This is a genomic window from Methylobacterium sp. J-072 (assembly GCF_022829425.1).
Classification (GTDB): domain Bacteria; phylum Pseudomonadota; class Alphaproteobacteria; order Rhizobiales; family Beijerinckiaceae; genus Methylobacterium.
In genome coordinates this window covers 15989-37650 of the sequence record NZ_JAKSYK010000012.1, presented here as the reverse complement: position 1 = coordinate 37650, position 21662 = coordinate 15989, and the positions used below count along the sequence as shown (strand labels likewise).

At 58.9% G+C, this 21662-nt stretch carries 27 protein-coding genes; 15 read left to right on the top strand and 12 right to left on the bottom strand.

Annotated features, from left to right (window positions below; all coding sequences use genetic code 11):
* The 4 genes from MKK67_RS00565 to MKK67_RS00550 all read left to right on the top strand — a co-directional run.
* Positions 1-1261: T6SS phospholipase effector Tle1-like catalytic domain-containing protein (locus tag MKK67_RS00565; protein ID WP_243960835.1), on the top strand; the 1261-nt coding region annotated here is incomplete at its 5' end.
* Between the two features lie 223 nt (positions 1262-1484).
* Complete coding sequence (locus MKK67_RS00560) at positions 1485-2267, top strand: IclR family transcriptional regulator (protein ID WP_243960833.1); 783 nt, start codon at positions 1485-1487, stop codon at positions 2265-2267.
* Between the two features lie 223 nt (positions 2268-2490).
* Complete coding sequence (locus MKK67_RS00555) at positions 2491-3672, top strand: aminotransferase class V-fold PLP-dependent enzyme (protein ID WP_243960837.1); 1182 nt, start codon at positions 2491-2493, stop codon at positions 3670-3672.
* An 87-nt stretch (positions 3673-3759) separates the two neighbouring features.
* The gene (locus MKK67_RS00550; protein ID WP_243960831.1) at positions 3760-4656 is read left to right on the top strand and encodes an amino acid ABC transporter substrate-binding protein; all 897 of its coding nucleotides are present in this window, start codon (positions 3760-3762) and stop codon (positions 4654-4656) included.
* A gap of 109 nt (positions 4657-4765) precedes the next feature.
* Here MKK67_RS00550 and MKK67_RS00545 read toward each other — a convergent pair whose 3' ends face one another.
* The 4 genes from MKK67_RS00545 to MKK67_RS00530 form a co-directional block, all read right to left on the bottom strand.
* Entirely contained in the window at positions 4766-4978 is a 213-nt protein-coding gene (locus MKK67_RS00545; RefSeq protein ID WP_243960829.1) for a hypothetical protein, read from the bottom strand.
* 105 nt (positions 4979-5083) lie between these two features.
* The gene (locus MKK67_RS00540) at positions 5084-5524 is read right to left on the bottom strand and encodes a hypothetical protein (protein ID WP_243960827.1); all 441 of its coding nucleotides are present in this window, start codon (positions 5522-5524) and stop codon (positions 5084-5086) included.
* Complete coding sequence (locus tag MKK67_RS00535; RefSeq protein ID WP_243960824.1) at positions 5524-6159, bottom strand: recombinase family protein; 636 nt, start codon at positions 6157-6159, stop codon at positions 5524-5526. The genes MKK67_RS00540 and MKK67_RS00535 overlap by 1 nt, the downstream gene beginning before the upstream one ends.
* Before the next feature lie 352 nt (positions 6160-6511).
* Entirely contained in the window at positions 6512-7045 is a 534-nt protein-coding gene (locus MKK67_RS00530) for a hypothetical protein (protein ID WP_243960822.1), read from the bottom strand.
* 158 nt (positions 7046-7203) lie between these two features.
* Between MKK67_RS00530 and MKK67_RS00525 the strand changes: the two genes are divergently transcribed.
* The 3 genes from MKK67_RS00525 to MKK67_RS00515 are packed head-to-tail and all read left to right on the top strand — an operon-like array spanning position 7204 to position 8962.
* Positions 7204-8274 (top strand): hypothetical protein, encoded by a 1071-nt coding sequence (locus tag MKK67_RS00525; protein ID WP_243960820.1) that lies wholly within the window; start codon positions 7204-7206, stop codon positions 8272-8274.
* Positions 8275-8285: 11 nt separating this feature from the next.
* A complete protein-coding gene (locus tag MKK67_RS00520) occupies positions 8286-8639 on the top strand; it encodes a hypothetical protein (RefSeq protein ID WP_243960818.1) in 354 nt (117 codons plus the stop codon).
* Between the two features lie 53 nt (positions 8640-8692).
* The gene (locus MKK67_RS00515) at positions 8693-8962 is read left to right on the top strand and encodes a hypothetical protein (RefSeq protein ID WP_243960816.1); all 270 of its coding nucleotides are present in this window, start codon (positions 8693-8695) and stop codon (positions 8960-8962) included.
* A 9-nt stretch (positions 8963-8971) separates the two neighbouring features.
* Here the strand turns inward: MKK67_RS00515 and MKK67_RS00510 are convergent, their stop codons facing one another.
* On the bottom strand, positions 8972-9268 hold the full coding sequence (locus MKK67_RS00510; RefSeq protein WP_243960814.1) for a hypothetical protein: 297 nt from the start codon (positions 9266-9268) through the stop codon (positions 8972-8974).
* Positions 9269-9455: 187 nt separating this feature from the next.
* Here MKK67_RS00510 and MKK67_RS00505 point away from each other — a divergent pair, with 187 nt between their 5' ends.
* The 3 genes from MKK67_RS00505 to MKK67_RS00495 all read left to right on the top strand — a co-directional run bounded on the left by MKK67_RS00505 (position 9456) and on the right by MKK67_RS00495 (position 11526).
* Entirely contained in the window at positions 9456-9773 is a 318-nt protein-coding gene (locus MKK67_RS00505; protein ID WP_243960812.1) for a hypothetical protein, read from the top strand.
* Positions 9774-10249: 476 nt separating this feature from the next.
* Positions 10250-11008 carry a hypothetical protein gene (locus MKK67_RS00500; protein ID WP_243960804.1) on the top strand — a complete coding sequence of 253 codons (759 nt, stop codon included), beginning with the start codon at positions 10250-10252 and terminating at the stop codon, positions 11006-11008.
* Entirely contained in the window at positions 11008-11526 is a 519-nt protein-coding gene (locus tag MKK67_RS00495) for a type II toxin-antitoxin system VapC family toxin (protein WP_243960802.1), read from the top strand. The genes MKK67_RS00500 and MKK67_RS00495 overlap by 1 nt, the downstream gene beginning before the upstream one ends.
* Before the next feature lie 21 nt (positions 11527-11547).
* On the opposite strand, the gene MKK67_RS00490 is transcribed toward MKK67_RS00495, so the two are convergent.
* The 3 genes from MKK67_RS00490 to MKK67_RS00480 form a co-directional block, all read right to left on the bottom strand.
* Positions 11548-11808: a hypothetical protein gene (locus MKK67_RS00490; RefSeq protein WP_243960800.1), complete on the bottom strand. Its 261-nt coding sequence runs from the start codon at positions 11806-11808 to the stop codon at positions 11548-11550.
* 385 nt (positions 11809-12193) lie between these two features.
* A complete protein-coding gene (locus MKK67_RS00485; protein WP_243960798.1) occupies positions 12194-12694 on the bottom strand; it encodes a potassium channel family protein in 501 nt (166 codons plus the stop codon).
* A 295-nt stretch (positions 12695-12989) separates the two neighbouring features.
* The gene (locus tag MKK67_RS00480; RefSeq protein WP_243960797.1) at positions 12990-13646 is read right to left on the bottom strand and encodes a hypothetical protein; all 657 of its coding nucleotides are present in this window, start codon (positions 13644-13646) and stop codon (positions 12990-12992) included.
* Positions 13647-14141: 495 nt separating this feature from the next.
* Here MKK67_RS00480 and MKK67_RS00475 point away from each other — a divergent pair, with 495 nt between their 5' ends.
* Complete coding sequence (locus MKK67_RS00475) at positions 14142-15896, top strand: ParB/RepB/Spo0J family partition protein (RefSeq protein ID WP_243960795.1); 1755 nt, start codon at positions 14142-14144, stop codon at positions 15894-15896.
* Positions 15897-16192: 296 nt separating this feature from the next.
* Positions 16193-16882: a hypothetical protein gene (locus MKK67_RS00470; protein WP_243960793.1), complete on the top strand. Its 690-nt coding sequence runs from the start codon at positions 16193-16195 to the stop codon at positions 16880-16882.
* 325 nt (positions 16883-17207) lie between these two features.
* Here the strand turns inward: MKK67_RS00470 and MKK67_RS00465 are convergent, their stop codons facing one another.
* Complete coding sequence (locus MKK67_RS00465) at positions 17208-17672, bottom strand: thermonuclease family protein (protein ID WP_243960791.1); 465 nt, start codon at positions 17670-17672, stop codon at positions 17208-17210.
* A gap of 436 nt (positions 17673-18108) precedes the next feature.
* Between MKK67_RS00465 and MKK67_RS00460 the strand changes: the two genes are divergently transcribed.
* Both MKK67_RS00460 and MKK67_RS00455 read left to right on the top strand, forming a co-directional pair.
* A complete protein-coding gene (locus MKK67_RS00460; protein WP_243960789.1) occupies positions 18109-18324 on the top strand; it encodes a hypothetical protein in 216 nt (71 codons plus the stop codon).
* Positions 18321-18725 (top strand): DUF2958 domain-containing protein, encoded by a 405-nt coding sequence (locus tag MKK67_RS00455; RefSeq protein ID WP_243960787.1) that lies wholly within the window; start codon positions 18321-18323, stop codon positions 18723-18725. The genes MKK67_RS00460 and MKK67_RS00455 overlap by 4 nt, the downstream gene beginning before the upstream one ends.
* A 129-nt stretch (positions 18726-18854) precedes the next feature.
* On the opposite strand, the gene MKK67_RS00450 is transcribed toward MKK67_RS00455, so the two are convergent.
* From MKK67_RS00450 to MKK67_RS00440, 3 genes are all read right to left on the bottom strand, one after another.
* On the bottom strand, positions 18855-19292 hold the full coding sequence (locus tag MKK67_RS00450) for a hypothetical protein (RefSeq protein ID WP_243960778.1): 438 nt from the start codon (positions 19290-19292) through the stop codon (positions 18855-18857).
* A gap of 100 nt (positions 19293-19392) precedes the next feature.
* Positions 19393-19713, bottom strand: a complete 321-nt coding sequence (locus tag MKK67_RS00445) for a hypothetical protein (RefSeq protein ID WP_243960777.1) — start codon at positions 19711-19713, stop codon at positions 19393-19395.
* Positions 19688-20596, bottom strand: coding sequence for a hypothetical protein (locus tag MKK67_RS00440; protein WP_243960775.1), 909 nt, complete (start codon positions 20594-20596; stop codon positions 19688-19690). The genes MKK67_RS00445 and MKK67_RS00440 overlap by 26 nt, the downstream gene beginning before the upstream one ends.
* A gap of 596 nt (positions 20597-21192) precedes the next feature.
* Here MKK67_RS00440 and MKK67_RS00435 point away from each other — a divergent pair.
* Positions 21193-21660, top strand: coding sequence for a hypothetical protein (locus MKK67_RS00435; RefSeq protein WP_243960773.1), 468 nt, complete (start codon positions 21193-21195; stop codon positions 21658-21660).
* The last annotated feature ends 2 nt before the right edge of the window (positions 21661-21662 follow it).

The window sequence follows — 21662 nt, the reverse complement described above, 5'->3', positions numbered from 1 at the left end:
GACCAACGGCTTCACTTTCCGACGGTTGAGGAACCTACTCGCTTCAGGAATTGGCACCGGCATCGATGACAACGTGATCGATTGCTACGCTGCGGTGATCGCGAATTACCAGCCTGGCGATCAGGTCTGCCTGTTCGGGTTCAGCCGTGGTGCCTATACGGTGCGAGCGCTCGCCAATGTCATGAACCTCTGCGGTGTGCCGGGGACAGACGGCCACGGCGGGGCCGTCCCCCGTTACGGTCCCCGCCTACGCAAGATAGCGGCGGATGGCGTTCGGTACGTCTACAATCACGGTGCGGGCCATCCTCGCGGACAGTACGAGTCCGAGCGGGAAGAGAAGGCTCGAAGGTACCGCCAGAAATATACCTCGGAAGGCATGGGCGTGGACGGCGAAGCTCAGGGCAATGTGCAGCCGACGTTCATCGGTGTTTTCGACACCGTGGCGGCACTTGGCAACCGCTGGGTGAGCCTGATTGCATTCGTAGCGGCGAGCGCACTGCTGTTGGCTACGGCTCTCGCTTGGTGGCTCGCGCCGTGGTGGCTGGCTTCGCTCGTCACGCTCGTTCCAATCGCGGCGGCTTACTGGGCGGGGACCCTACTCTATGGGCAGTTTAAATACTTTTTCCCCGACCCGGTTGAACGGCCCTCTCTACACCACTGGCGCAAGGCTTGGTCGCTGAGGCCGCGGGTTCATTTCGCTCGATGGACCGGCAAGAACTACGATCAGTACGTCGATAAGGAAGTGCGCTTCCTACGCCATGCCCAGGCGATCGATGAAGCACGTACTAATTTTCCCCGCGTCGGGTGGGGCAGAAACGCCGACTACGAATGGAACAAGGATCGCGGACACGTCGACTGGCTGGTGCAGGTATGGTTCGCCGGCAATCACTCCGATATAGGGGGCAGCTACTCCGAAGAGGAGTCACGTCTTTCCGACATTGCGTTGCAGTGGATGGTTGACGAGCTGCGTGCTGCGATCCCTGCCGTGCAAATCCGTCCCGAACTCCTCGTGACATCGATCGATCCGCTCGGGTTGCAACACGATGAGCGACAAGCGCTTCTCGATTTACAGCCAGCTCTCTTGCGCCGGCTGTCCAATGATAAGCTGACGTGGTCAGAAAAGGCTCGAACGGTCGAGGGGGACCTTCATTCGACGGTTTTGACACGGCTCGCTGCCGATGCCGTTCCACAAATGGGCGAGGTAAAGGCGTATCGCCCAGAGCCGCTGCGCTCGCATCCTAGCGCGGCTGGCTTCTTCTAGCGTCGCGAAGGGCGTTCTTTGCAGCCTACCGGCACTGGGGGGAGAAACGCCTCGTACGGTCTCCGTTCACATATCTTGATTTTCGTACCAGTCGTCGATGCGCCCACTCTGACCGCATCGATCCGAGCGATGCCGCTGATCCATAGGCGTGACCACCCTTGGACCTTTGCAGAGCCGCCCCGGTAGGACATAGGCGAACCCCATTCGCGCCGAGGATTGATCAGTGGCCGACGAGCTTGCCAGGTCCCAGGACGGGCCACTGGACCGGGCACTTGCCATCCTGACCTTCGTGGCCGAGCAGAAGAAGGCGCTGTCGGTCGCCGAGATCGCCGCCGCGCTCGCCTTGCCCCTGCCCACCGCGCATCGCCTGATCGGCAACCTCGAAGGCCGGGGCCTCGTGCAGAAGGCGCTTGGCACGAAAAGGTATGTCGTTGGCAGCGCCCTGGTGACGCTTTCGGCCAAGACCATCGGGGCGGCCTTCCGCACCGTGCGCCGAAACGCCGTGTTGAGCGCCGTGGCCGATCGGATCGGCGAGCAATGCGAGATCGGCATCGTGCGCGACAACGCCGTGGCCTATGTCGATAGCGTCCAGTCGAAGCAGCCACAGGGGTTGCAGTTCAACCCAGGCGCCGCCGCACCCCTTCACTGCACGTCCACGGGCAAAATCTACATGAGCCGGCTGCCCGCCAAGGTGCGGCATCGCCTCGCCCATTCCCTGCCTCTGGTGCGATACACCCCCACCACGATCGCCGACCCAGAAACCCTGCTGGTCCAGCTCGACATCATCCGCTGCCGCGGGTGGGCCAAGACCAATCAGGAATACGTCCTCGGCGTCGTCGGCTGCGCCGTTCCCATCGTGTCGCCGGACGGCGACCTGATCGCCTGCCTTGGGGTTTCCGTGCCTTCGGCCCGCGTCGATTTCGCCGGCCTTGATGCCTTTATCGATCCCCTGCAGGAGGCCGCCCGGCTGTTGTCCGACACCATCATGCAGGATCGCGACGAATAAGTATTTATCGATTTTCGGAATAAAAAGTACTGTTACGTGATGTTCAGGCTCGACGCTGCCTGGGCACAGTGTATTTTTGCGGCAACGAACTGCCGTGCCGAACTTCTGGGCAGGAGCCGATAGTTCAGCGCAATTTGCGTCAGCGGGAAGCCGAGACGGGTCGGTGAGGCTGCCGGATACGTCCGGCACGATGCTCCGGCACGTCCGCGTCACCGGAGCGATCATGACCCAGACCTACGACGTCGCCGCCATCCGCCAGGCATTCCCGGCCGCCGAGCACATCGTCTACCTCGACAGCGGCTTCCAGACGCCGCTATCCCGCTCCGTGAAGGCGGCCTACGAGCTGTTTCTCCACGAAGGGTTCGAGACGGCCGGCCCCAAGCAGGTCTGGCTCAACCGCCTGGAAGAGACCCGGGCCAAGGTGGCGGCCCTCATCGGCGCACAGCCGCACGAGATCGCCTTCACCAAGAACACCTCCGAGAGCATGAACATCGCCGCCAATGCGCTGCCCCTCAAAGCCGGCGACAAGGTGCTGATGATCCATGGCGACCATCCTAATAACGCCTATGCCTTCCTCAATTTAAAGAAGAAGGGCGTCGAGGTCGTGTTTATCCCCATGACCGAGGTGGTGAACGCAGACAGCTTCCGGCCTTACATCGACGCCCAGACTCGCGCCATTTCCATGTCGCATGTCACCTTCCATGCTGGCCACCGCTTCGACGTCGAGAGCGTGGGCGAACTCTGCGAACAGCACGGGCTCTACTTCGTGGTAGACGTCATGCAGGGCATCGGCGTGACCCCGATCGACGCCAAGGCGATGAAGGCGACCTTTATCGGCTCGGGTACGCACAAGGGCCTGCTGGTGCCGCAAGGGCTCGGTCTGCTCTACTGGGACTCGACCAAGATCGAGATGGAGCCGGCCTATCTGGCCGCCGCCAGCCTTGCCGAGCCCCCGGCGGACTTCATCGCCCGGGCGGACAACATGGCCCTGCCGGCGACGGCCGGGCGGTTCGAGCTTGGCAACTACAACTTGCCGGCGATCCAGGCCCTCGGTGCCGCCATCGACTTCATCAACGAGGTAGGCATCGACAACATCCAGAGCCACTGCTTCGATCTCGGCGACCACCTCATCGAGCGCCTCGACCAGCTCGATGTCGGCCTGGTCGGTCCGCGCGACCGGCAGCACCGCTCGCCGCACATCTACGTCATTGCGCTGCCGGCGGCCGAATGGCTGGATTACTTCACCCAGAACGGCATCCGCGTGTCGCCTGAGCGTGACGGCATTCGCGTATCGCTCGGCATGTTCAACACCCCGGCGGACATCGACCGGCTCATTGAAGCCATTCGCGCCCGCAACGTGCCCTCCACACAGCCCCGCACCGCCGTGCTGTCCAAGCTCGGCTAGCCCGCCCAGCACTGATGCCGGCCGACTTGGCCGGCCTCCGTTTCACGCGACCCGCATGGGGACCGTTTTCATCGAGAGGAGCAACCGATGTTTCTGGGGCAGACGCTTGTAAGAATATCCTGGGCCGTTGCGCTCGGCTTCGCCGCCACGGCGGCTGCCGCCGATAGCCCGACACTGGCCAAGATCAAGCGGACCGGCACGGTGACGCTCGGCTACCGCGAGGCGTCGATCCCGTTTTCCTATCTCGACGCCAGCCAGAAGCCGATCGGCTTCTCCCTCGACCTATGTTCCCAGATCGTCGACAAGATCAAGGCTGACCTCAAGCTGGACAAGCTGGACGTTAAATTACAGCCGGTCGACTCCTCCAACCGCATCCCGCTCATCCAGAACGGCACGATCGACATGGAGTGCGGCGCGACGTCGAGCAGCCCGGCCCGCCTAAAGCAAGTCTCCTTCACGGTGGCGACCTTCGTGTCCTCGGCCCGGTGGCTGACTAAGGTTTCCTCCGACATCCACGACGTGAAGGGCCTCAACGGCAAGACCGTGGTCGTCACCCAGGGCTCGAACGCCACCGGCTTCGCCTTCGACATCAAGAACAAGGGCGGCAGCTTCAACATCATCCAAGGCAAGGATCATGGCGAGTCCATGCTGACGCTTCAGAGCGGCCGCGCCGCCGCCTTCATGGAGGATGATATCTTGCTTGCCAGCCTACGGGCGCGTACACCCGATCCGGCCGCGTATGCCTTCCTGCCGGAAACCTACGCTCTGGTGCCCTATGGCCTGATGATGCAGCGGGAGGACACGGAATTAAAAGCGCTCATGGATGGCGTCCTTAAGGGGATGATGGCCTCCGGCGCCTTCACCAAGCTCTACGCCAAGTGGTTCGAGAGCCCGATCCCGCCCCACAACGAAAACCTGAATTTCCCGATGTCCGACGCCCTGAAAGAGCGCGTCGCCCATCCGAGCGACTCGGTGGACTTCTGAGCTGGCACTGACCCATAGCCGCTCATGTGACGGCTATGGGTTCTGGTCCCAGCAGCGAACCATCGGCACGGGGAACACTCGATCTGGATCGAGCCAGGCACGCGGCGAGCTACTTGTCCCGCTTCGCGGCTTCCCGGCGGACAGCTTCCACGCCGACCTTGCCGGTACGCTCGCGCATCGTATCCAGGCGGGTGTTTGACGGAAACTGCTGGATCGGCCGGTCCAAGTTGCGGTTTTGGGTATCGCCGCGCTTCTGCTGGATTTCGCCAGCCTTAGGCGGGTTTTTATCGCGGTGACGACCGTCGAGTCCTGGCTGTTTCATCTCTGAGTTCCTTGTCTAGGGTGACGAAGCGTAGGCTTCAAACATGATATGTGATTAGAATTTGGGCCTGCAATATACGATGATCACGTTGCGGTGCTGCAGACTTCAGATGCGAGAATAAATCCCATTGAACAGGTCGCCGATGGCCTTCCGCGCACGCAAGGTGATGTACCTGCGCCGCTGATGTTCTAGTCGATCGTGCAGCATGTGGCACCGCTGGCACAGGGCCGCGAGATTGGCGTCCGTATTGTCGGTCGTGTCGTGGTTTCGATGCGCCGTCGCCAGCACCACTCGCGTCATCCTTACTTCGTCCTCCGTCATCCGTTCGGGGGCGGGCAGGATGCGCCGTACGAGCCGCCCTTGACCATCCCGCCAGCGCATTACCTCGACGTCCCACCACCTGCCGTCGCCCAGGTGCTGCACGTCCTGCAGGTGTGGGCGGCCGCAACCTTCGCACCGGCCGCGCGCCCGTACGAAACGGATGACGGCCGAGAGCTGCTTCCAGTCGATCGGGTAGAAGTAGCGATGTTCGCGACGGATCGGCATCAGAAGCCCGCATCCTGCATTGAGGCGGTCTTCGCTCGCTTGGCGATCCGGGCGAGAGTCGACCGGCTGCAGCCGGTAGCAGCCTGGATCTGACTCCAGGGCGAACCAGCCTTCAGCATGGCCGCTATCCCCTCGTTCCGCTTCGTATCCTCCTGGCGGCCCCGGTAGAGGCCTGCCGCCTTGGCGCGGGCCTGGCCCTGCGCCTGACGGCGGCGCCTATCGTCGTAGTCCTTGCGGGCGACCGCCGCGAGGACGTCGAGCAGCATGCCGTTAATGGCCTGGAAGACCCGCCCCGTGAACTCATCGGCCGGCGTCGCCAGGCTCCAGGAGGTGGGCAGGTCGAGCGCCACGATGCGCACCCGCTTGGCGTCGATCTCCGCCCGCAGCTTCGTCCAGTCGTCCGAGGTAAGTCGGGACAGGCGATCGACCTGTTCGATCAGCAGCACGTCGCCAGCACGGCAATCTTTCAGCAGGCGGAACAGCTCCGGCCGCGACAGCGTCGCTCCGCTCTCGTTCTCGACATAGGTCGCGGCGATATTCAGACCCCGCTCCGTCGCGAAGGCGTCGAGCTGCGCCCGCGCCCGGGTCGCGTCCTGCTCGGAGGTGGAGGCGCGCAGATAGGCGCGGACGAACATGAAACCTGCTAATCGGTTCGATTAGGATAGGTCTCATGATACCGGTTCGATTTGAATGGTCAAGCTGATTATATAAGACCATTCCCGGCTTGGTTCTATTGAGGCATACCCAAACCGAACCCTGCTGATCGGCTGCTAGGGGTGCGCACTGTGTGAAAACGAGAGCGCATCCCAAAGGTGTAAGATCATCCTCTAGGCGGCAGACATACAGCCCCGCTGGAGGACGCTGTCGGATTGTTTGCTAAGGGCTGCCTAGGTTGTTCTCGGAAAGATCTTTCTATCGCTTACGCGTTTTTACACACCATCGACGATTAAAGAAACTTCTGGTTGAGGCTTTGTAACACAATGATCATTATTTTCCTGGTACTACAAATCCTACGATAAATGTGAATATTAGTATGGATAGACTTGCGATGGAGGGATCGAACAGTTTCAAACCAAAACTGTTCCACATAGAGCCATCAGTGGCATAGCTCCACAGGATAAACGCTGCCATAGATATGGTGACATTTATCCCGATTGGCTGGCCACGATCAGCAGCTGCTTTGTAATAAAAAGGCAGGCCGAAGAGACAAACAAGAAATACTGCTCCGGTTAGCAAACCAGGGGCGCTCTTGCTTGCCGTTACGAAAATGCTATCACCGGTAGACGACTGAAGCGCTTGAACTGACTTGTCCGCGGCAAGGTTGAAAGAAATAACTTCGGTCGGAATGTATTTAACAATTCTCGTTGTGTAATTGTCGACCGCTACGTTTTCCTGTTGATTAGTCGTGGGCGCTCCCGGTGTTCCTGAAGCCGCAGGAGTATTTGTCAACACGTTAACAGGACCAGGGCGTAACGTGAACAGCGAGCTGGTATTAAAATCAGGTCTGACAAGACGACTCATCGAAGTGCCTTTCCGGAATTGCGGAGAGCGAGTTTTGTAATCAATGTAGGCGCAAAAATGCAACAGACATCGCAGCGTCCGCGTGGCATCGTCGTGCCAATGGCGCGGCGAAGACCGCCTTAGTTTCATCTAACGATAAATTTTTTAGGGGCGGCGGAATGATACAGCAGTATCTGGGAAAGCTGCGGAATTTCTCTGCTTATGCCGCCAAGTTAACAGGCGCCGTCATGGGTTTGTACGTGGGAGGATGCGCAATACACCCCCTCCCGGAGGATTTTTCGGGTGTAACTAGTCGTCAGATCGCCCGTCAAATCCGTTGTGAGACCCGAGAAGCTGTGATCGACTCGGTGCTTGGATACTTAACCGATCCGCGCAACGCCGGCGCGCATCGTGTCGATGAACGCTCCAGAGATCTGGGAAATTTATATAGCGAAGCCCGGAAGACTGACCCTAGTGCAATCAAGAAATTTAAGCCTGCGATGCTGACAGGGGCAGCACAAAAAGTCGTCGATCTAATATGGAGAACGGGTATTGCATATAACTATAATCTTGAAATGACTGAGACTAATAATAATGACGGGTCGCTAAATTTAATAAATGTCTTTCCGAGATCTAATAGGTCATTTGGGTTTGGCGCAAAGCTTGATTTAGAAAGACAAAATACACGAATTTTTACCATAACAGATACTTTCGGCACGCTCGTTAACAGTGTTGATCCAGATTATTGCAGATTTGGATATCAGGTCGAACGTAAAGACATGATATATCCGATCGCTGGCAAAATTGGTATTGATGAAGTTGTTCACGAATTTACGGTGATGGCCTTATTCGATAATCTATCAGGTAAGGTCGGAGATGATCCATCGGGCCCGAAAGGGCCATCCCAGATGGCCGAGCAGCTTCAATTCACAACGACAATTGATGTTTCTGTGGCGCCGAAAGTCACCTTTACCCCTATCGGTCGTGGCTTACATGTTGCGGACGCCTCGTTCACAGCGCAGTCAATCCGTAAAGACCTCCATAAACTGACATTAGGTCTCTATGTTCCTTCAGGCGCGACGCTGGCCGCCCTTCGTGGAGGCATTCTCCGCGACTTGGGTGTGTCTTCGCTCGGCGCACTTGCTTCCGCGCCTGTACGAACTCAAGGTGAAGAAGGCGCTTTGGCAATCGTCAATCAGGCGCTACTGCTCAGATTGTTCCAGGTCAGAGCTCAGATCTTGCAACCGTAGGAGCAAAATCAATGACGGAGAAAAGCAAAAAGACTTCCGAAGCAGGCCATCATGCTGAGAGCTCAAAGTCAAAACGCTCTACCAGGAGAACCGCGTTGCTTCACCCCGAAGCAACAGCGCATTTGTTGAAATCAATAAGCGCGGCCGGTCATGGCCCGGCGTTCAAGCAGTTATCAACGGAGAAGAGGATAAAACTGTCTGTTCATTTGGAAAATAAGAATATTGCATATCGCACTAGTCTCGGTTCTTTGGTGGCTATTCATGATTTTGTGAAAGCCAACATCCCAAATGACCGTTCCGTTTCTTCGCTATGGGATTGTAATCCGAATGATCCGTATGATTTATGCTGGGGGGCCAGATCCTAACTCTCGTATTTGGGTAGCGGCCCGCCTCGCGCTTCGAGGGCACCAGATCGAAGGTGGAGGGCGCCCCCTATTCGTCCGCCGCCCTGATTATCTGCGTCGGCCTCTACATGGGCTGGTCGGTTGGCATGCCTTGCCGATGGGGAGCCTCTGACATGTGCCATGAAGCGGTCGAGCGTGCCTATCGCAACATGAGCGCCCAGCCCGTGCCGCAGGCTTGGGCGCAGGAGGCGGCGGTCAGGGTGTTACAATGGCACCGCCTGGACATGACGTTCTGCGAGGTTATGAAGCTGGTGGAGCAATGGACCCGGCACACGAGCCACTAGGCCATCGACTTACCGAGCGAGCGGCGCGTCGGGCCTATCAACCGGATGGTATTGCGGCCCTTCGTAATCGACCGAGGGGGCCGACCTTGCCGGGGCTGGTGCATCCTTGAAGGCATCGGCCGGGGCCGCCGTGATCCTGTCATAAGCCCCGCTATGGACGCGCCGCGTGATCGAGAGGGCGAGCGCGGCCGTTCTGGGATCAGCGGCCGCTTGGTCGAGAGCGGCGAAGGCTTCCTTGAGCAGCGTTTCCGCAATGAGAGGCCAGTGAGCCGCCGCGCCGTCCTGCCGGTCGAACAGCTTGACCATGAAAGCGCGGACGTGCGGTGCGCCCTCGGCGGCCGTTGTCGGTTTCGCGGGTTTGGCCGGTCGAGGTGTAAAGCGCGGGCCTTTTGCCATATCTGGACTGTATATCGAGAAGATTAAAATCAGCTATACGCAATAACATTTCCCGAAATGTGTTCTAGTATTGTTCCAATTCATGGGGGCAACATCGATGGACTACAGCAAGATTTACCGGGATGTGACGCATTTCGGGATATGGGCGCATGACGGCGCGGACGGCAACGGCAAGCGGGACGCCCTGGCGATCCTGTCCGCCGCCATCGAGCAGACCGAGGACCGTGATTTCCGGCACGACAGAGACGTACTGGAAGCCCTCGACTATCTGACCGACCTGGCAGGGCGATTGCCCGCCGCGACCGCCTATAAGGCCGCCCTGGCGATCCAGCACCCTGCCGAGCGACGACAAGCCTTGTCGGCAGCCTATGAGCGCCTGGCCCGGCATCTGGGCGACGAGCGGCCCCATGGCTGATGATCCGCCCACCTATAGCGCCCCCCTGGCGCTAAAAGCCCGTTTGAACGAGCTTGAGGGGTGTTGGCTGGACGTGCGGTGCGACTGTGGACGCAGCGTCATGCATCCGATCAGGATGATGGTCCGCAGCCTCGGGCCGGGCCATCACCTGGGCGAGATCGTACCCCGTCTGAAATGCGAGAAATGCGGGGCGAAGCCCGCCACCGTGCATCTGTGCGAGACGCCTATCCAAGAGTTTTGCAAGGGCGCGCCGCCGGGATGGTCCGTGCAGCTTCATCCCCTGCCCTAGTGCAGTCGGAACGCCGTCGAATGCGCGATGAGCCATTGCTAGCCACAAGGTATGCGATCTGGCATACTTTATGTTCTGGCTTTGTTTCCATATCTGAGTAAGCCAGTGAAAATTTCTGAGCAATCGGCTGGCAGCCCATGACGGACCGTTTGCACAACCAGAAGGATAAAGGTCCAGGACCGGTCAAATGAGTGACGAAAGACGCCTGATTTTCTATATAGACGCCTATTCGCCGGAAACTATTCCGATGGCGAAGCTGGCGGAGTATATGGCTGATTTCGCCGCTTTGCTCGGCAAGGACAATGCTGTTCATTTCGCAGGGCTGGAAAAAGGCAGCACCAAGATCGCGGTGCGCATCGAACACGAAGATTTACCAAAGGTCACGGCCCGCTTGAGCGATGTTCGCCGGGGCAATCCGACCAAGGAAATGGCCAAGGTCTTCGACCAGATCGACGACCGGCTCGCCAACGACAACGCGGTCGGGCGTATCTATATCGACGGTCCGGACGAAGCCGTCGCGTTGCTGGCGTTTCCGGGGCGAACCCGTCAGAAGCCGCAGAGCTATGGCCCGTTCAATCAGGAGGGCCATTTGGACGGCATCCTCATTTCCGTAGGCGGCAAGGACGAGAGCATCAGCCTGCGCCTGCAGAATGGCGATACGACCTACACGAACTGCGACACGACCCGGCATATCGCCCGCGAACTCGGTAAGCACCTGTTCGAGCCTCTTCGCATCCACGGAACGGGACGGTGGACGCGCGAAGCCAACGGCAAGTGGACCCTTCTGCGGTTCCGGGTGCATCGCTTCGACGTTCTGAAAACCGATAGCCTCAGCGATACCGTTCACGCCCTGCGGTCGATAACGGGCAGTCAATGGAAAGACATCGCCGACCCGCTTGCGGAGCTGGAAAACCTGCGTCGCGACGATGAGGGTGAACTGCACTGATGGTCGTCTTCGATGCTTCTATACTGATCTTCGTATTCGAGGAAAATGCAAACGCTTCGACTCCGCGGGCGAAAGAGCGTGTCGATTACCTCATCGAAAATCTTTCGGAAGAAGGGGTGAAAATCATCATCCCGACGCCGGCATTGAGCGAGATACTGGTCAATGCGGGCCAGGCCGGTCCCGAGTATCTGGCCGCGATCAGCCGGCAGGCATGCTTTCGGGTGGCCAGCTTCGACGAGCGGGCCGCCGTAGAGGCCGCCGTGCGCATCGCTCAGGCCCGGCAGCAGGGACGACGCAAGGGCGGCAACCCCGACGCCGGCAAGGCCAAGATCAAGTTCGATCGACAGATTGCAGCGATCGGCGCCGTCGAAGGCGCGACGGTCATGTATTCCGACGATGCCGATGTCCGGAGCTACGCGAGGGAGGCTGGTATGGAAGCCTATGGCCTTGCGGATCTGCCCTTACCGCCAGAAGACCCGCAGACCGCGATGATCCTTGAGCCGCCAGACGGTCAGTAATACCTTCTCCGAAGCGCCATTCTAATGCAGCCGGCCTTTGCTGCTTTTTCCGAGCAGCTGATCGACATAGGCGACCGTCGTCCTGCCGCCGGCATCGTCACGGCGCGGCATGGCCGCCCGGATGGCCCGAACCTGGTCCGCCTGATCGTGGAACGCCGTCTCCATGTTCGCGAGTGTGGTTTGCACGAAGGCGCGCTGCGCCTCTGTCATATCCGAGCCATCCAGCAAGGCCCGCAGTTCGGCCGCCGTGTGCAGCATCTTCTCCAGGGTGCCTTCCCTCATCGGTCTTGCTTCCTTTGAATTCCGGGTGCGTCAGCACCCCTGCCACGTGGCGAACGCGGGGGGCAGAGCGTCATGGGACGGCCGCAGGCCGGGACCGGAGCCACGCGCAGCGATAGCGTGCATGGCGAGGACCGACCCCCTTGATGCGTCGTTGAGGGCAGCGCCCCCAGCCTTACCGCCTGAATGGACAGACGCCCCTCCTGCCTTTCCATCGGGCGTCGGCAGTGGCGCCGGGTCATAGGCGAGCAGCGCCCGCCCCCGGTGACGCGAACGCGGTGACTGTCCTGTCAGGCTTCCGGCCCGTCTGAAATCACGTCGAAATTCACGCAGCCTGTTCTGACGCGTGACCGACGAGGAGCAGGCCGTCCGACCCGTCTTCAAGCTTTTAGCGCGATGTGGGCCTGAATATATTCTGGATAGCTGACAACAATAAGCCCAGTACTAAAAATCCGCACAAAGCTTCAATCGCCGAAATCGTCTTGCCGACGCGACCGATCGCGTGGCAGTCGCCATATCCCACAGTCGTCAGGGTAATGATGGAAAAATAACACGCGTCGAAAAAATCACCGTTTGTGCAGTTATCACCGACGATGCCGCTCCAGTCGTACAGATGCGCGAAAAGCGTAATGACCAGGACCAGATTGACGACTAAAAATACCGCGACCAGCCAAGTCGGGCGGCTGCCTGCGGCTTCAATTTCATTGAAGGAGAGCATGAACAGGGAGAAAATGAAAAATGTCGCTATTGTCGAGAAAATTGTTAGCGGAATACTTACATAATTGAAGGGAAGAAAGGGAAGGACCCCGCCGAATACCACCTCCATCAGGATAATGAAACTGCCGTTATTGATCATACTCGCGCGAATAGCGGCGGGATCGGTTGCCATCGAAGATGCTCATCGGATTGTAAATGCGGGCGCGGCAAGCTAGCTTAATTTATCGCTTATCTGGCGATCCCAGCCGATCCAATATTTCCTTCTGGGCCTCCGCTGTGGCCGTGGCTTCCTTGATCGTCCGGTCCACTCTCTCTTCGGTCTGCTCGGCTTTCTCTCTCAATCCACGGATAAAATCGATCATTCCCTTAATACTGATGGACGAGTCTGGTTTCGGAGATTGAGGCATGGCGGTGCTGCTCACTCCCATCTGAGCTTATTATAATACCGTTCTAGGCGATATTTTAAATCAGCCCAGCCGACGTTCGTTCAGCAGCTGTTCGATTTTGACTGCGCGATCGGCGTTTTCCTTGTTGATTGTCGACAGTGTTTCAGTCTTGGTGTCGATGCGCTGAAAAACCTCTGATAATGCAAATATTTCTTTTTGAAGTTCAGCTATGTCCTGGTCCTTATCGTCCACTCTGTGTTCCCTTGCTTCTTCGCTATTCTTCGATGAAAAACCGACAAATTCGGGTATGTTTCCATAGGTAATTTCCAGGAAAGCTACGCCATTTGCCGTCTGATGAAATTTTACCCTATCGATAAGAGATATCAATCTAATAATATTTATAAAATCAGCAGGTACATCAGCCTGCAGCAACCGCTGCGTGTCGAAAACCCAGCCAGGTTCCAGATACAGTTCGCGCATTAACAACTGCGCTTTGTTCAGTTCTTCTCTGACGGTTTCGGCAAGTTGCGTTAGAAGAAAATCGATCTCGCGGAAGGCTTCTCTGCGAGGATAAAATTCTTGTTCACTCATTGCGAGTTCTGCCTTCAAATGGATCAGCATTCGCAGCGCTTCGAAGCCCACCTTAATTCTATGGCACGGCCTTGCAAGTTCCACCGTGGCATAGCGCTGACCTAAGCACAGCGGAGTCGCAGGGTGTGGCAAAGGTACGGCAGGCATTCTTACCGGGCGTCACCCGCGCAGGCGCGGGCCGCGCTCTACTCGGCTTCGCCTCCCGGAACCAGAAGGTGTTTCCGCCATACGGTGACGATCGCTGACGCGAGACGAGGAAGAGCCCCCTGGCCTGTGGCCAGCCCGCCGCTACCAGGCATGACTTCGTCGTCCGCTCCCCCCGGCTAAGGCCGCCCATCAGGAAGCAGGAAGTGGCCCCCTGACCTTTCAGGCCAGCCCGCCGCTACCAGGATCGACATGGGTCGTCCGCTCCCCCCCCACGCCTTACGGCCCCACTAAGAACCGGCTGCGCCGGCCGTCATGTGATCGCATCCGCGATCGAAGCGGAACCTGCGGTTCCCGCCGTCAAGGACTGGACGCAAGCGCGTCGGCCGGGGTGTCCCCGGTTTTCGCAAGGGCTGCAAACCGGGTGATCCCCCTCCCCGGCCGCCGGTCCTGGACGGCTTCCCTCCCGCTCATTGGCGCTTGGCCTAGCAGGGTTGCATGCGCAACCCTTTTAGCAACCAAGAAAGAAAGACCATGGCCAACCATGCATTACGTGAAGTATCTCTTGTAAAACTGACCCAGTGGAACGGAAACGTCCGTAAAACCGCTGTAGAGACCGGCATCGATGAACTGGCGGCATCTATCGCCGCGCACGGCCTGATCAATCCCCTGACCATCTGCTCGGCCCCCAAGGGCAAATTCGTCGTCGTGGCGGGGCAGCGGCGGTTGCTGGCTTTGAAGAAGCTGGCGAAGGACGGTACGATCCCAAAAACCCATCCGGTCGCCTGCACCATGCGGGACGACGACACGGACCCCGCTGAATTGTCCCTCGCGGAGAATGTCGTGCGGGTGGCGATGCACCCCGCCGACCAGTTCACGGCATGGAGCGGCCTGATCCAGAACGGCGCGACCGTGGACGAGGTGGCGGCGCGGTTCGGGGTGGCGGCATCGACGGTGCGGAAGCGGATGGTCCTTGCCCGCGTCAGCCCCCGCATCTTCGCCCTGTACCGGGACGGAGAGATCGAGCTTGAAGCCTTGCAGGCTTTCACCGTCAGCGACGACCATGAGCGGCAGGAAGCCGTGCTGGACGGCATGGCCGAGTGGCAGAGGAACGACCCCCGCGCCATCCGTCAGGCTTTGACCGAAGGAGAAGTCGCCAGCAGCGACAGGCGGGCGCGGTTCGTCGGCATCGAGGCTTACGAGGCGGCGGGCGGCATGGTGCGGCGCGACCTGTTCGACGCGAAGGGAGGCGGGTTTTTGCAGGACGTTGCCCTGCTGGACCGCATGACCATGGAGAAGCTGGAAAGCGTGGCCGCCGAGGTGAAGGCGGAAGGCTGGTCATGGACCGAAGCGCGGCTATCGTTCGACTGGATCGAGAGGCAGGCGTTCGAGGAAGCCGAGGCCGAGTTTGCTCCAGAAGGGGATAGCGACGAGGACGACGACTCCGCCCTGTCATGGTCGCATGAGGCGAAGGCCGTTGCCGGAGCCGTGGTCTGTCTGTCCTATAGCGGCGAAGCCGTGATCGAGCGCGGATTGATCCGTCCCGGCGAGATCGAGCCGGAGGCCGACGAGGGGAACGGCACGACCGGGGACGACGAGGAGGCGGATACTGTCAGCGGCCCCGCAGCCCTGCCCGCCTCACTGGTCGAGGATTTGACGGCGCAGCGCACGGCGGCGTTGCGGATCGAACTGGCCCGCAGCCCTGAAACGGCCCTTGCCCTAGTCGTGCATACGATGGCGGCGGACGTTTTCTACAACCAGCCCAAGGGCATCCTGAAAGCGTGGATCACCAAGCGCAGCCTTCGCACGGCGATGAAGGACCATGACGCGGCCCCTGCCGTCATGGCGTTGAACGAGGAGCGTGACCGCATCGGCGACCTGCTGCCGGGGGATCGGGCGGATTTGTGGGACTGGTGCATGACCGCCCGCCAGACGCAGTTGCTGGACGTGCTGGCCGTGGCAACGGCGCACGGGCTGGATGCCGTCGAGAGCAAGAACGACCAGAACCGCTTCGGGACGGCGGAGGGCGCAACCCTATCCGACACGCTCAAGCTGGACATGACGCAATGGTATCGCCCGACCGCAGCCGGATATTTCGGGCGGATCGGCAAGGCCGCGATCATGGCCGACCTCGAAGCGATGCGGAATGCGCCCCCTGCCCCGTCATGGGCGAAGATGAAGAAGGGCGAATTGGCAGCCTTGGCCGAGCGCGAGGCGGAGGCGCACGGATGGATGCCGCCGTTGCTGCGCTGACCGACTACAGGAAGGAGGGGCCGCAAGGCCCCTTTTTTCTTGTCTCCCAGACGGCAGGATGGAAGGGCGCACGCGCCCGCTTATGACGCGCCCACAGGGCTGCGCCCTGCCCCGCGGTCCCTCCCTGCCGGAGAAGGTCGCCCCGGCGTCATATGGCGAGCTTTTTCAATATCTTCCGATCTTGACTCCGCCCCGGCGCGAAACCGCACGCAGCACCAAGCCGGACCGTCAAACTTGACTCGCTAGTGGCCTATGCGATCATCTGAAATCCCGATACAGCCAAGCTCGGAGTCGGGATGTCTGGTCCTCGTAAGCAGTCGAGATTTTCGGCATGGCGGGAGAGAGTCCGGGAAAGGCGTGCAACACCCCCTGTAGAACGGGGCGTTCTACGCCGTTGGTTCCGATCGATCACATCATCGCAGGATGGCGGGCAAGACACCCGGCTCACGCCGGCCGAGCATCGTTATGTTCAAAAATTTATCTCCGGAGTTTTAATAGCGGTACTTTGTTTTTTTATTTTCGTCGCATTTTTCTGGGAAAACGAAGCACTTCGCTTCTGGCTGCAATTACTGACAGGGAATTGGTCCCCGGAAAATTCGAAACCGGTCGGAGCAATTCTGTTTTCAGTCTCAGTTTTGATCGGTATGATCTTAAACTGGCTTCCATTGATCGCCGCGTTTGGGTTTTCGTATAAATTTATCAAGCCAATTGTCGATAGGGCCACTATTGAAACAGAAAAAAACGAGAGAGCAAAAATGAACCTCACCAAAGCCTTGAGTGTACAGACCGCCACTCAAAAACAACAGATCCTGGCAAGGCTTCCCGACAATTCGGAAATAAGGGAAATGGTCAATTCCGCTTTTGCGGAAGCTGCCACAGTCTGGAAAGACAGATTGCGGAACATGATCGGTGAGAACGAGGCCGAAGAGGTTTTTACGGCTTTGGAAAAAGAAATAAAAGCCGAAGGCCCGGCACCGAGTCTATAACACTGAAAAGACACTCATCCGCTATAGTCTATGAGATACCGACGCGCCTAGTGAGGTGTGCGCCATGGATAGATTGCGTGGTCAATTAGACAGTTCTTTCGACGATCTCAAATCCGCCGGCTGGAATGACGATGCGATAGCAATTTTCCTAAAGGACGTAGTGGCGTTGAATAACAAAAAAGGAAATTACAATCCTCATCCTGTCAAATATGACGCTCTAAATACCTATCTTCGGGGTCTCGGGCTGCCTGAATTTTTGAATGACGGCCAGGATGACGTAGCCTAAGCCCAGCCATCTTCCACACTGTGCATAGCCGCCCTGGCGTCAGCGATAGCCACCGTGCTTATGCCGCCTGCGCCAGTCCCAGGGCGGAACCGGATTGCCGGCCCACAGGCCGACGCCGTGAATGACCGCCTGGCCCTGCGCGTCGTCGTAGACCGCCGGCACCCTGAAACGGTCATACGCCCAGGCATTGCCGCTGCCGATCATGACCAGCCCGACATCCTGCCCGTTGCGATGCACGACGCCCACGATGCGGTCGAAGCTTTTGGGGAACGACCTCCCGCCATGCGGCGGGTCGATCTCGACAGTCTGGCCGAGGATCAGCTGCGCCAGCATGGCCGTGGCGTTGTCGCCGTACGGCTGATCGTGTTCGGGCGCGTCGATCCCGAAGATCCGCACGCGGATTTTCTGCATGCCCTCCATGACCGTGAACGTGTCGCCGTCGGCGATCTTCGTCACAGTCGCGGGAAAGGCGTGAGCGGTGAAGGCGAACAGCCAGACCAGCATGAAAATCGGAAGTCTCATGCCCCGATCATGCCCTGAATTGCGCAGTATAATCCAGCCGGTTCATTGATCGATCCAGAACGGTTGCAACGCCTTTACTCGCGTGACGGCATCGATACGCGACCGCGCGCCTGTTGATATTTGAAATTCAGCCGACGAGCCAAGTTACCGGCCGGCATGCGCCGGACAGCCAGGGCGATTTCTTCTGCCGCGGGCCAGCCCGTTCTCATTACCGGCCATGCCCATCCTGCCGCACGCGGCGGGCCTTCGTCGCAAACCCAAGCCCTGCGGGTGACGCCAGGGTGTCCCCAATTTTCGATAGGTGAAAACCGGGTGATCCCCCTCCCCGTCGTCAGGCCTGCGCCGGTCCCGCCGATGCGGCTCCTTCGGATGACATGGCCGGCAATGAAGCCGGCCCGCTCAAGAAGGAAGAAAACGCATGACTGACACTGACGCAACCAAGGGCCGGAAACCCGACCTGACCGCCTACTTCGTCGCCGATCGAGACGGCGCGCCGTGGATAGCGATCGGGGCCGCCTGGACCCACCAGGACGGCGAGGGCAGCAGCCTCAAGCTGGATCTGATCCCGAATGCGCCCGGCCGGATCGTCCTGCGCAAGCCGAAAGCGGCCGAAGCCGAAGGGGGTGCGCAATGATCCTCTTCACCAAGCCCCAGCTGGCAAAGCTGCTCGCCAATGGCACCGCCACCGCCGCCGCCCTTGCGGCGGGGCGGGAGCCGCCGGACCACAAACCCGTGGTCAAGCTGTTCACGCCGGACGCGGCCGCGACCTGGCTGCTGACCGAGATCGACCCCGACGAACCGGATATCGCGTTCGGCCTGTGCGACCTCGGCATGGAATGCGCCGAACTCGGGAGCGTCAGCCTCGCCGAACTGCGCGCCCTGCGCGGCAGGCTGGGATTGCCCGTCGAGCGGGACCGCCATTTCGAAGCGACCCACCCGCTATCGGTCTACGCTCGCGCCGGGATGGAGCATGGCGCCATCGTCACCGACCCGCGACGGCTGGACCGGGCGGCCGCGGCCGAGGAAGTCGGCTGACCGACCGCAGCAGGAGGCCCGGCGCCACGCCGGGCCTTTTCTGTCGGCAGGAATGGGGGACGCACGCGCCCGCTTACGACGCGCCCCAGGGCAAGCGGCCTGCCCCGCGGTCCCGCCCTGCCTCGGGAGTCAGGCTGTTCCGTTCCAGATGTCGAGCAGCCGGCGCGTGACGGCCGCCGCGTTCTCCGCGTCGCCGTCCCGTCGCGCCAGGTTGAGGTCACTGACGCCATTGAGCAGCGGCAGGATCATCGACGGCCGGATGCGCGGATGGTTGATGACGTCGCCGTCGAGGAAGCGACCCACAGCTTCCCGCGCCATGTCGCCGGCCGCATCGAGGATGCACAGCGCGGACCTGGCCGCGTTCGCGGTCCCGTCCGAAGCCGGCACGTCGAACGGCCCCCGTTCGAGCATCGCCCGCAATTCGTCGCCGTCCTGCTGTTCCATCATCTGAACCGCCACGACGAGCAGTTGAGACGCGAAGGCGCCGGCCTCCTGGTCGCGTTCCGCCGCCAGCCGTTCGAGACGCGAGCGCAGATAGTCGGGGATTTCGAGCGTATCGGGGATCATGGCAAGGCCTCCCGCACGGCGAAGGTTTGCTAAGGAGCGCAACCTTGACACGCCTGAAGACGACGCGCACTGGCCGCCTAAAAGAAAAGCGGGCGGCTATCTATGAGGGCGTTGACTGAGTTTTTTTGTGCTGCGCTGAAAGTATGATGGCGATAGCCTGCATATCCTTGAGTTCAGGGATTTTTTCGCCAAAGTTTTCAACGCGATTATCAAGAAATGATTGAGCGCTTACTTTTTTCCATGCTGTTTTTGCGGAACCCGGAGCGATCATCGCGAAGGATCCAAACGTTTTTTCAGGATCATGCAAAACGCATAGCCGGGTAAAATTCATAACGTTCGCAGTAAAAACCGCGTTATGAAAGGCAACAAATACGTTTATGTCAGCAAGCTGAACGTCATCCGATTTTTTCTTTTTCATCATTTACATATAAATAATCATACACGTCCGGGTCAAGCTTTACTTCTTCGCGGAGTACCTTCCGACCCTGTCTAAATTCATTTCTGACACGTCTCATAGCAAAAGGATGGCTGAAATTCGGGCCATTCCCACTGACCGCTATAAGGTTTCCTCTACAGAAATCTATGGAACGGGCTTGCGATAGTATGGGGGGACTAAAATCATGAATTGTCAAAAATTTTATGCAACTGCCATGCTGCTCGTGCGCAATAATCCAGACGCTGCTTCCAAACAAGAATACGTACCCGGTGTAAATTTCATCGATCGGACGCGCTGAGTTAAATCTTTCATACTCAGTATAAGTCACTTTGGAGCCGGAGACTGATATTACAACGCAGCATTCAAAGCAATCTTCAGAATTGGCCGGCGTCCATAGCTTCCTTATAATTTTGTAAATCCCCGCAAGGCGTTTGAGTTTTGCCAAATTATTATCATGCCCGGAAGGGAAGAGGTGATCTACGACCCGCATCAAAAGTTGTTCAGGATCGTCTCCGATATGATCGTTTATTGAGTGAACGTATTCGTAGAATGAATTGAGCTGTGTCGGCTTTCTTTCTCTTTCAAGCCATAATCTGATGCTCTCCGAAGAGACTGGTTCCTTACCGTTTTGCTTGCACCATAGTTCATACGGGATGCATATAGTCCTCGGCTTGGCTTCTTGTTCTCTAAAAATATCTAAATAAGCATCGATTTCCTGAAATTGCGATTTAGACAGATTAGTCATCGGATGCCCGAGGCCTGTTGGTGAAACGCCAACATGTTGGCACGGGCGATGTCGGCCTCCAACACAGATCTGTGCGAACTCAAAAAGCGCGGGATTTACCGCAGCGATCTGGAGCCAAGTCATGAGCGGAAATGGATACGGGCAAGGCGTGCGGGATCAGGGCAGCACGCGAACTGGTAGCTATTCGACCTATGCCGAGCGCCAGAACTACATCGCCGGACGCGGCGGCAAGTAACTACTGCAACATTGGCATGCGCCTAACAGCGCATGCCTCCTTTGAATGGAAAACTCAATCAAATAAAAGGAGCTTAAAATGAACCATGATTACGGACAGAGGCGGTGCTTAAAATGCTTCGGAAGAAGTAACTGGGGACCGGTCTATGTATATAGGCCTTGCCAACACTGCAGGTTCGATCGGTACTGCGTTGTCAGGTGAGCCTGTGCAAAGCATAGGCGGGGCCGAAATCGGCTCCGCCTAGTTCGATAAGTTTATATTATATTCGATAATAAGCCAAAGAAGCTTTTACGGCTTGGCGCAAATTCTCTCAGAAACCAGAGCGTATTCCTCGTTGTAGTAATCCCGCGGCGGCCCGCGTCGTCGCGTCCCTGCAGCTCGTCAACCGACAGGTGCAATCATGAGAGGTCCCGAAACCAATTCGTCCCCGGTCGGCATGATGCCGCCGATGCAGTCCCCGCCATCATCCAGCCCCGGGCGGGTCATGTCCGCCGTCCGGGTCTTTGCCGGCCCGGCCCTCCTACTCGGCATGGTCCTCCTGGGGCTTCACGTCATCCTGCCGACAGGGCGCGGCCCGGCAAGCTGGCTTGGCAGTTTTTACGGGTGGATCGAGACATCCGACATCCTGACGAAGCGCGAAGCTGTCATCGAACTGGAACGGGACAAGGCGGCGGCCATAGCGCAGGCGCAGATGGAATTGGAGGTGCTGCGTCATCAGATGACGACCCTCTACGAAGCCATGGCCGCGCAGACCGCCATGGCGAATGCGGCCGACGTGTTCTGCGTCCTCGGCCAGCTGGGCAGCGGCATCCAGAACAACGACATGCGCAACGCCGCGTCGGCCATGCGCCAGTCGTGCGGCTACGGCGATGAAATCCGCGCGCGCCAGCAGGCTCAATATGCCGACGGGCCGCACATCATGACTGTGAAGAGGACCAGACGACGGAGCTGAAA

Excerpts from the sequence above, each read along its gene's own strand:
- MKK67_RS00495 (WP_243960802.1), top strand. The coding sequence starts at position 11,008 with ATGGTCGTCTTCGATGCTTCTATACTGATCTTCGTATTCGAGGAAAAT.
- MKK67_RS00505 (WP_243960812.1), top strand. The coding sequence starts at position 9,456 with ATGGACTACAGCAAGATTTACCGGGATGTGACGCATTTCGGGATATGG.
- MKK67_RS00525 (WP_243960820.1), top strand. The coding sequence starts at position 7,204 with ATGATACAGCAGTATCTGGGAAAGCTGCGGAATTTCTCTGCTTATGCC.
- MKK67_RS00470 (WP_243960793.1), top strand. The coding sequence starts at position 16,193 with ATGTCTGGTCCTCGTAAGCAGTCGAGATTTTCGGCATGGCGGGAGAGA.
- MKK67_RS00520 (WP_243960818.1), top strand. The coding sequence starts at position 8,286 with ATGACGGAGAAAAGCAAAAAGACTTCCGAAGCAGGCCATCATGCTGAG.
- MKK67_RS00465 (WP_243960791.1), bottom strand. The coding sequence starts at position 17,672 with ATGCTGGTCTGGCTGTTCGCCTTCACCGCTCACGCCTTTCCCGCGACT.
- MKK67_RS00440 (WP_243960775.1), bottom strand. The coding sequence starts at position 20,596 with ATGACTTGGCTCCAGATCGCTGCGGTAAATCCCGCGCTTTTTGAGTTC.
- MKK67_RS00480 (WP_243960797.1), bottom strand. The coding sequence starts at position 13,646 with ATGCCTGCCGTACCTTTGCCACACCCTGCGACTCCGCTGTGCTTAGGT.
- MKK67_RS00545 (WP_243960829.1), bottom strand. The coding sequence starts at position 4,978 with ATGAAACAGCCAGGACTCGACGGTCGTCACCGCGATAAAAACCCGCCT.
- MKK67_RS00500 (WP_243960804.1), top strand. The coding sequence starts at position 10,250 with ATGAGTGACGAAAGACGCCTGATTTTCTATATAGACGCCTATTCGCCG.
- MKK67_RS00475 (WP_243960795.1), top strand. The coding sequence starts at position 14,142 with ATGCGCAACCCTTTTAGCAACCAAGAAAGAAAGACCATGGCCAACCAT.
- MKK67_RS00490 (WP_243960800.1), bottom strand. The coding sequence starts at position 11,808 with ATGAGGGAAGGCACCCTGGAGAAGATGCTGCACACGGCGGCCGAACTG.
- MKK67_RS00435 (WP_243960773.1), top strand. The coding sequence starts at position 21,193 with ATGTCCGCCGTCCGGGTCTTTGCCGGCCCGGCCCTCCTACTCGGCATG.
- MKK67_RS00540 (WP_243960827.1), bottom strand. The coding sequence starts at position 5,524 with ATGCCGATCCGTCGCGAACATCGCTACTTCTACCCGATCGACTGGAAG.
- MKK67_RS00455 (WP_243960787.1), top strand. The coding sequence starts at position 18,321 with ATGATCCTCTTCACCAAGCCCCAGCTGGCAAAGCTGCTCGCCAATGGC.
- MKK67_RS00530 (WP_243960822.1), bottom strand. The coding sequence starts at position 7,045 with ATGAGTCGTCTTGTCAGACCTGATTTTAATACCAGCTCGCTGTTCACG.
- MKK67_RS00445 (WP_243960777.1), bottom strand. The coding sequence starts at position 19,713 with ATGATGAAAAAGAAAAAATCGGATGACGTTCAGCTTGCTGACATAAAC.
- MKK67_RS00535 (WP_243960824.1), bottom strand. The coding sequence starts at position 6,159 with ATGTTCGTCCGCGCCTATCTGCGCGCCTCCACCTCCGAGCAGGACGCG.
- MKK67_RS00550 (WP_243960831.1), top strand. The coding sequence starts at position 3,760 with ATGTTTCTGGGGCAGACGCTTGTAAGAATATCCTGGGCCGTTGCGCTC.
- MKK67_RS00485 (WP_243960798.1), bottom strand. The coding sequence starts at position 12,694 with ATGGCAACCGATCCCGCCGCTATTCGCGCGAGTATGATCAATAACGGC.
- MKK67_RS00460 (WP_243960789.1), top strand. The coding sequence starts at position 18,109 with ATGACTGACACTGACGCAACCAAGGGCCGGAAACCCGACCTGACCGCC.
- MKK67_RS00510 (WP_243960814.1), bottom strand. The coding sequence starts at position 9,268 with ATGGTCAAGCTGTTCGACCGGCAGGACGGCGCGGCGGCTCACTGGCCT.
- MKK67_RS00450 (WP_243960778.1), bottom strand. The coding sequence starts at position 19,292 with ATGATCCCCGATACGCTCGAAATCCCCGACTATCTGCGCTCGCGTCTC.
- MKK67_RS00555 (WP_243960837.1), top strand. The coding sequence starts at position 2,491 with ATGACCCAGACCTACGACGTCGCCGCCATCCGCCAGGCATTCCCGGCC.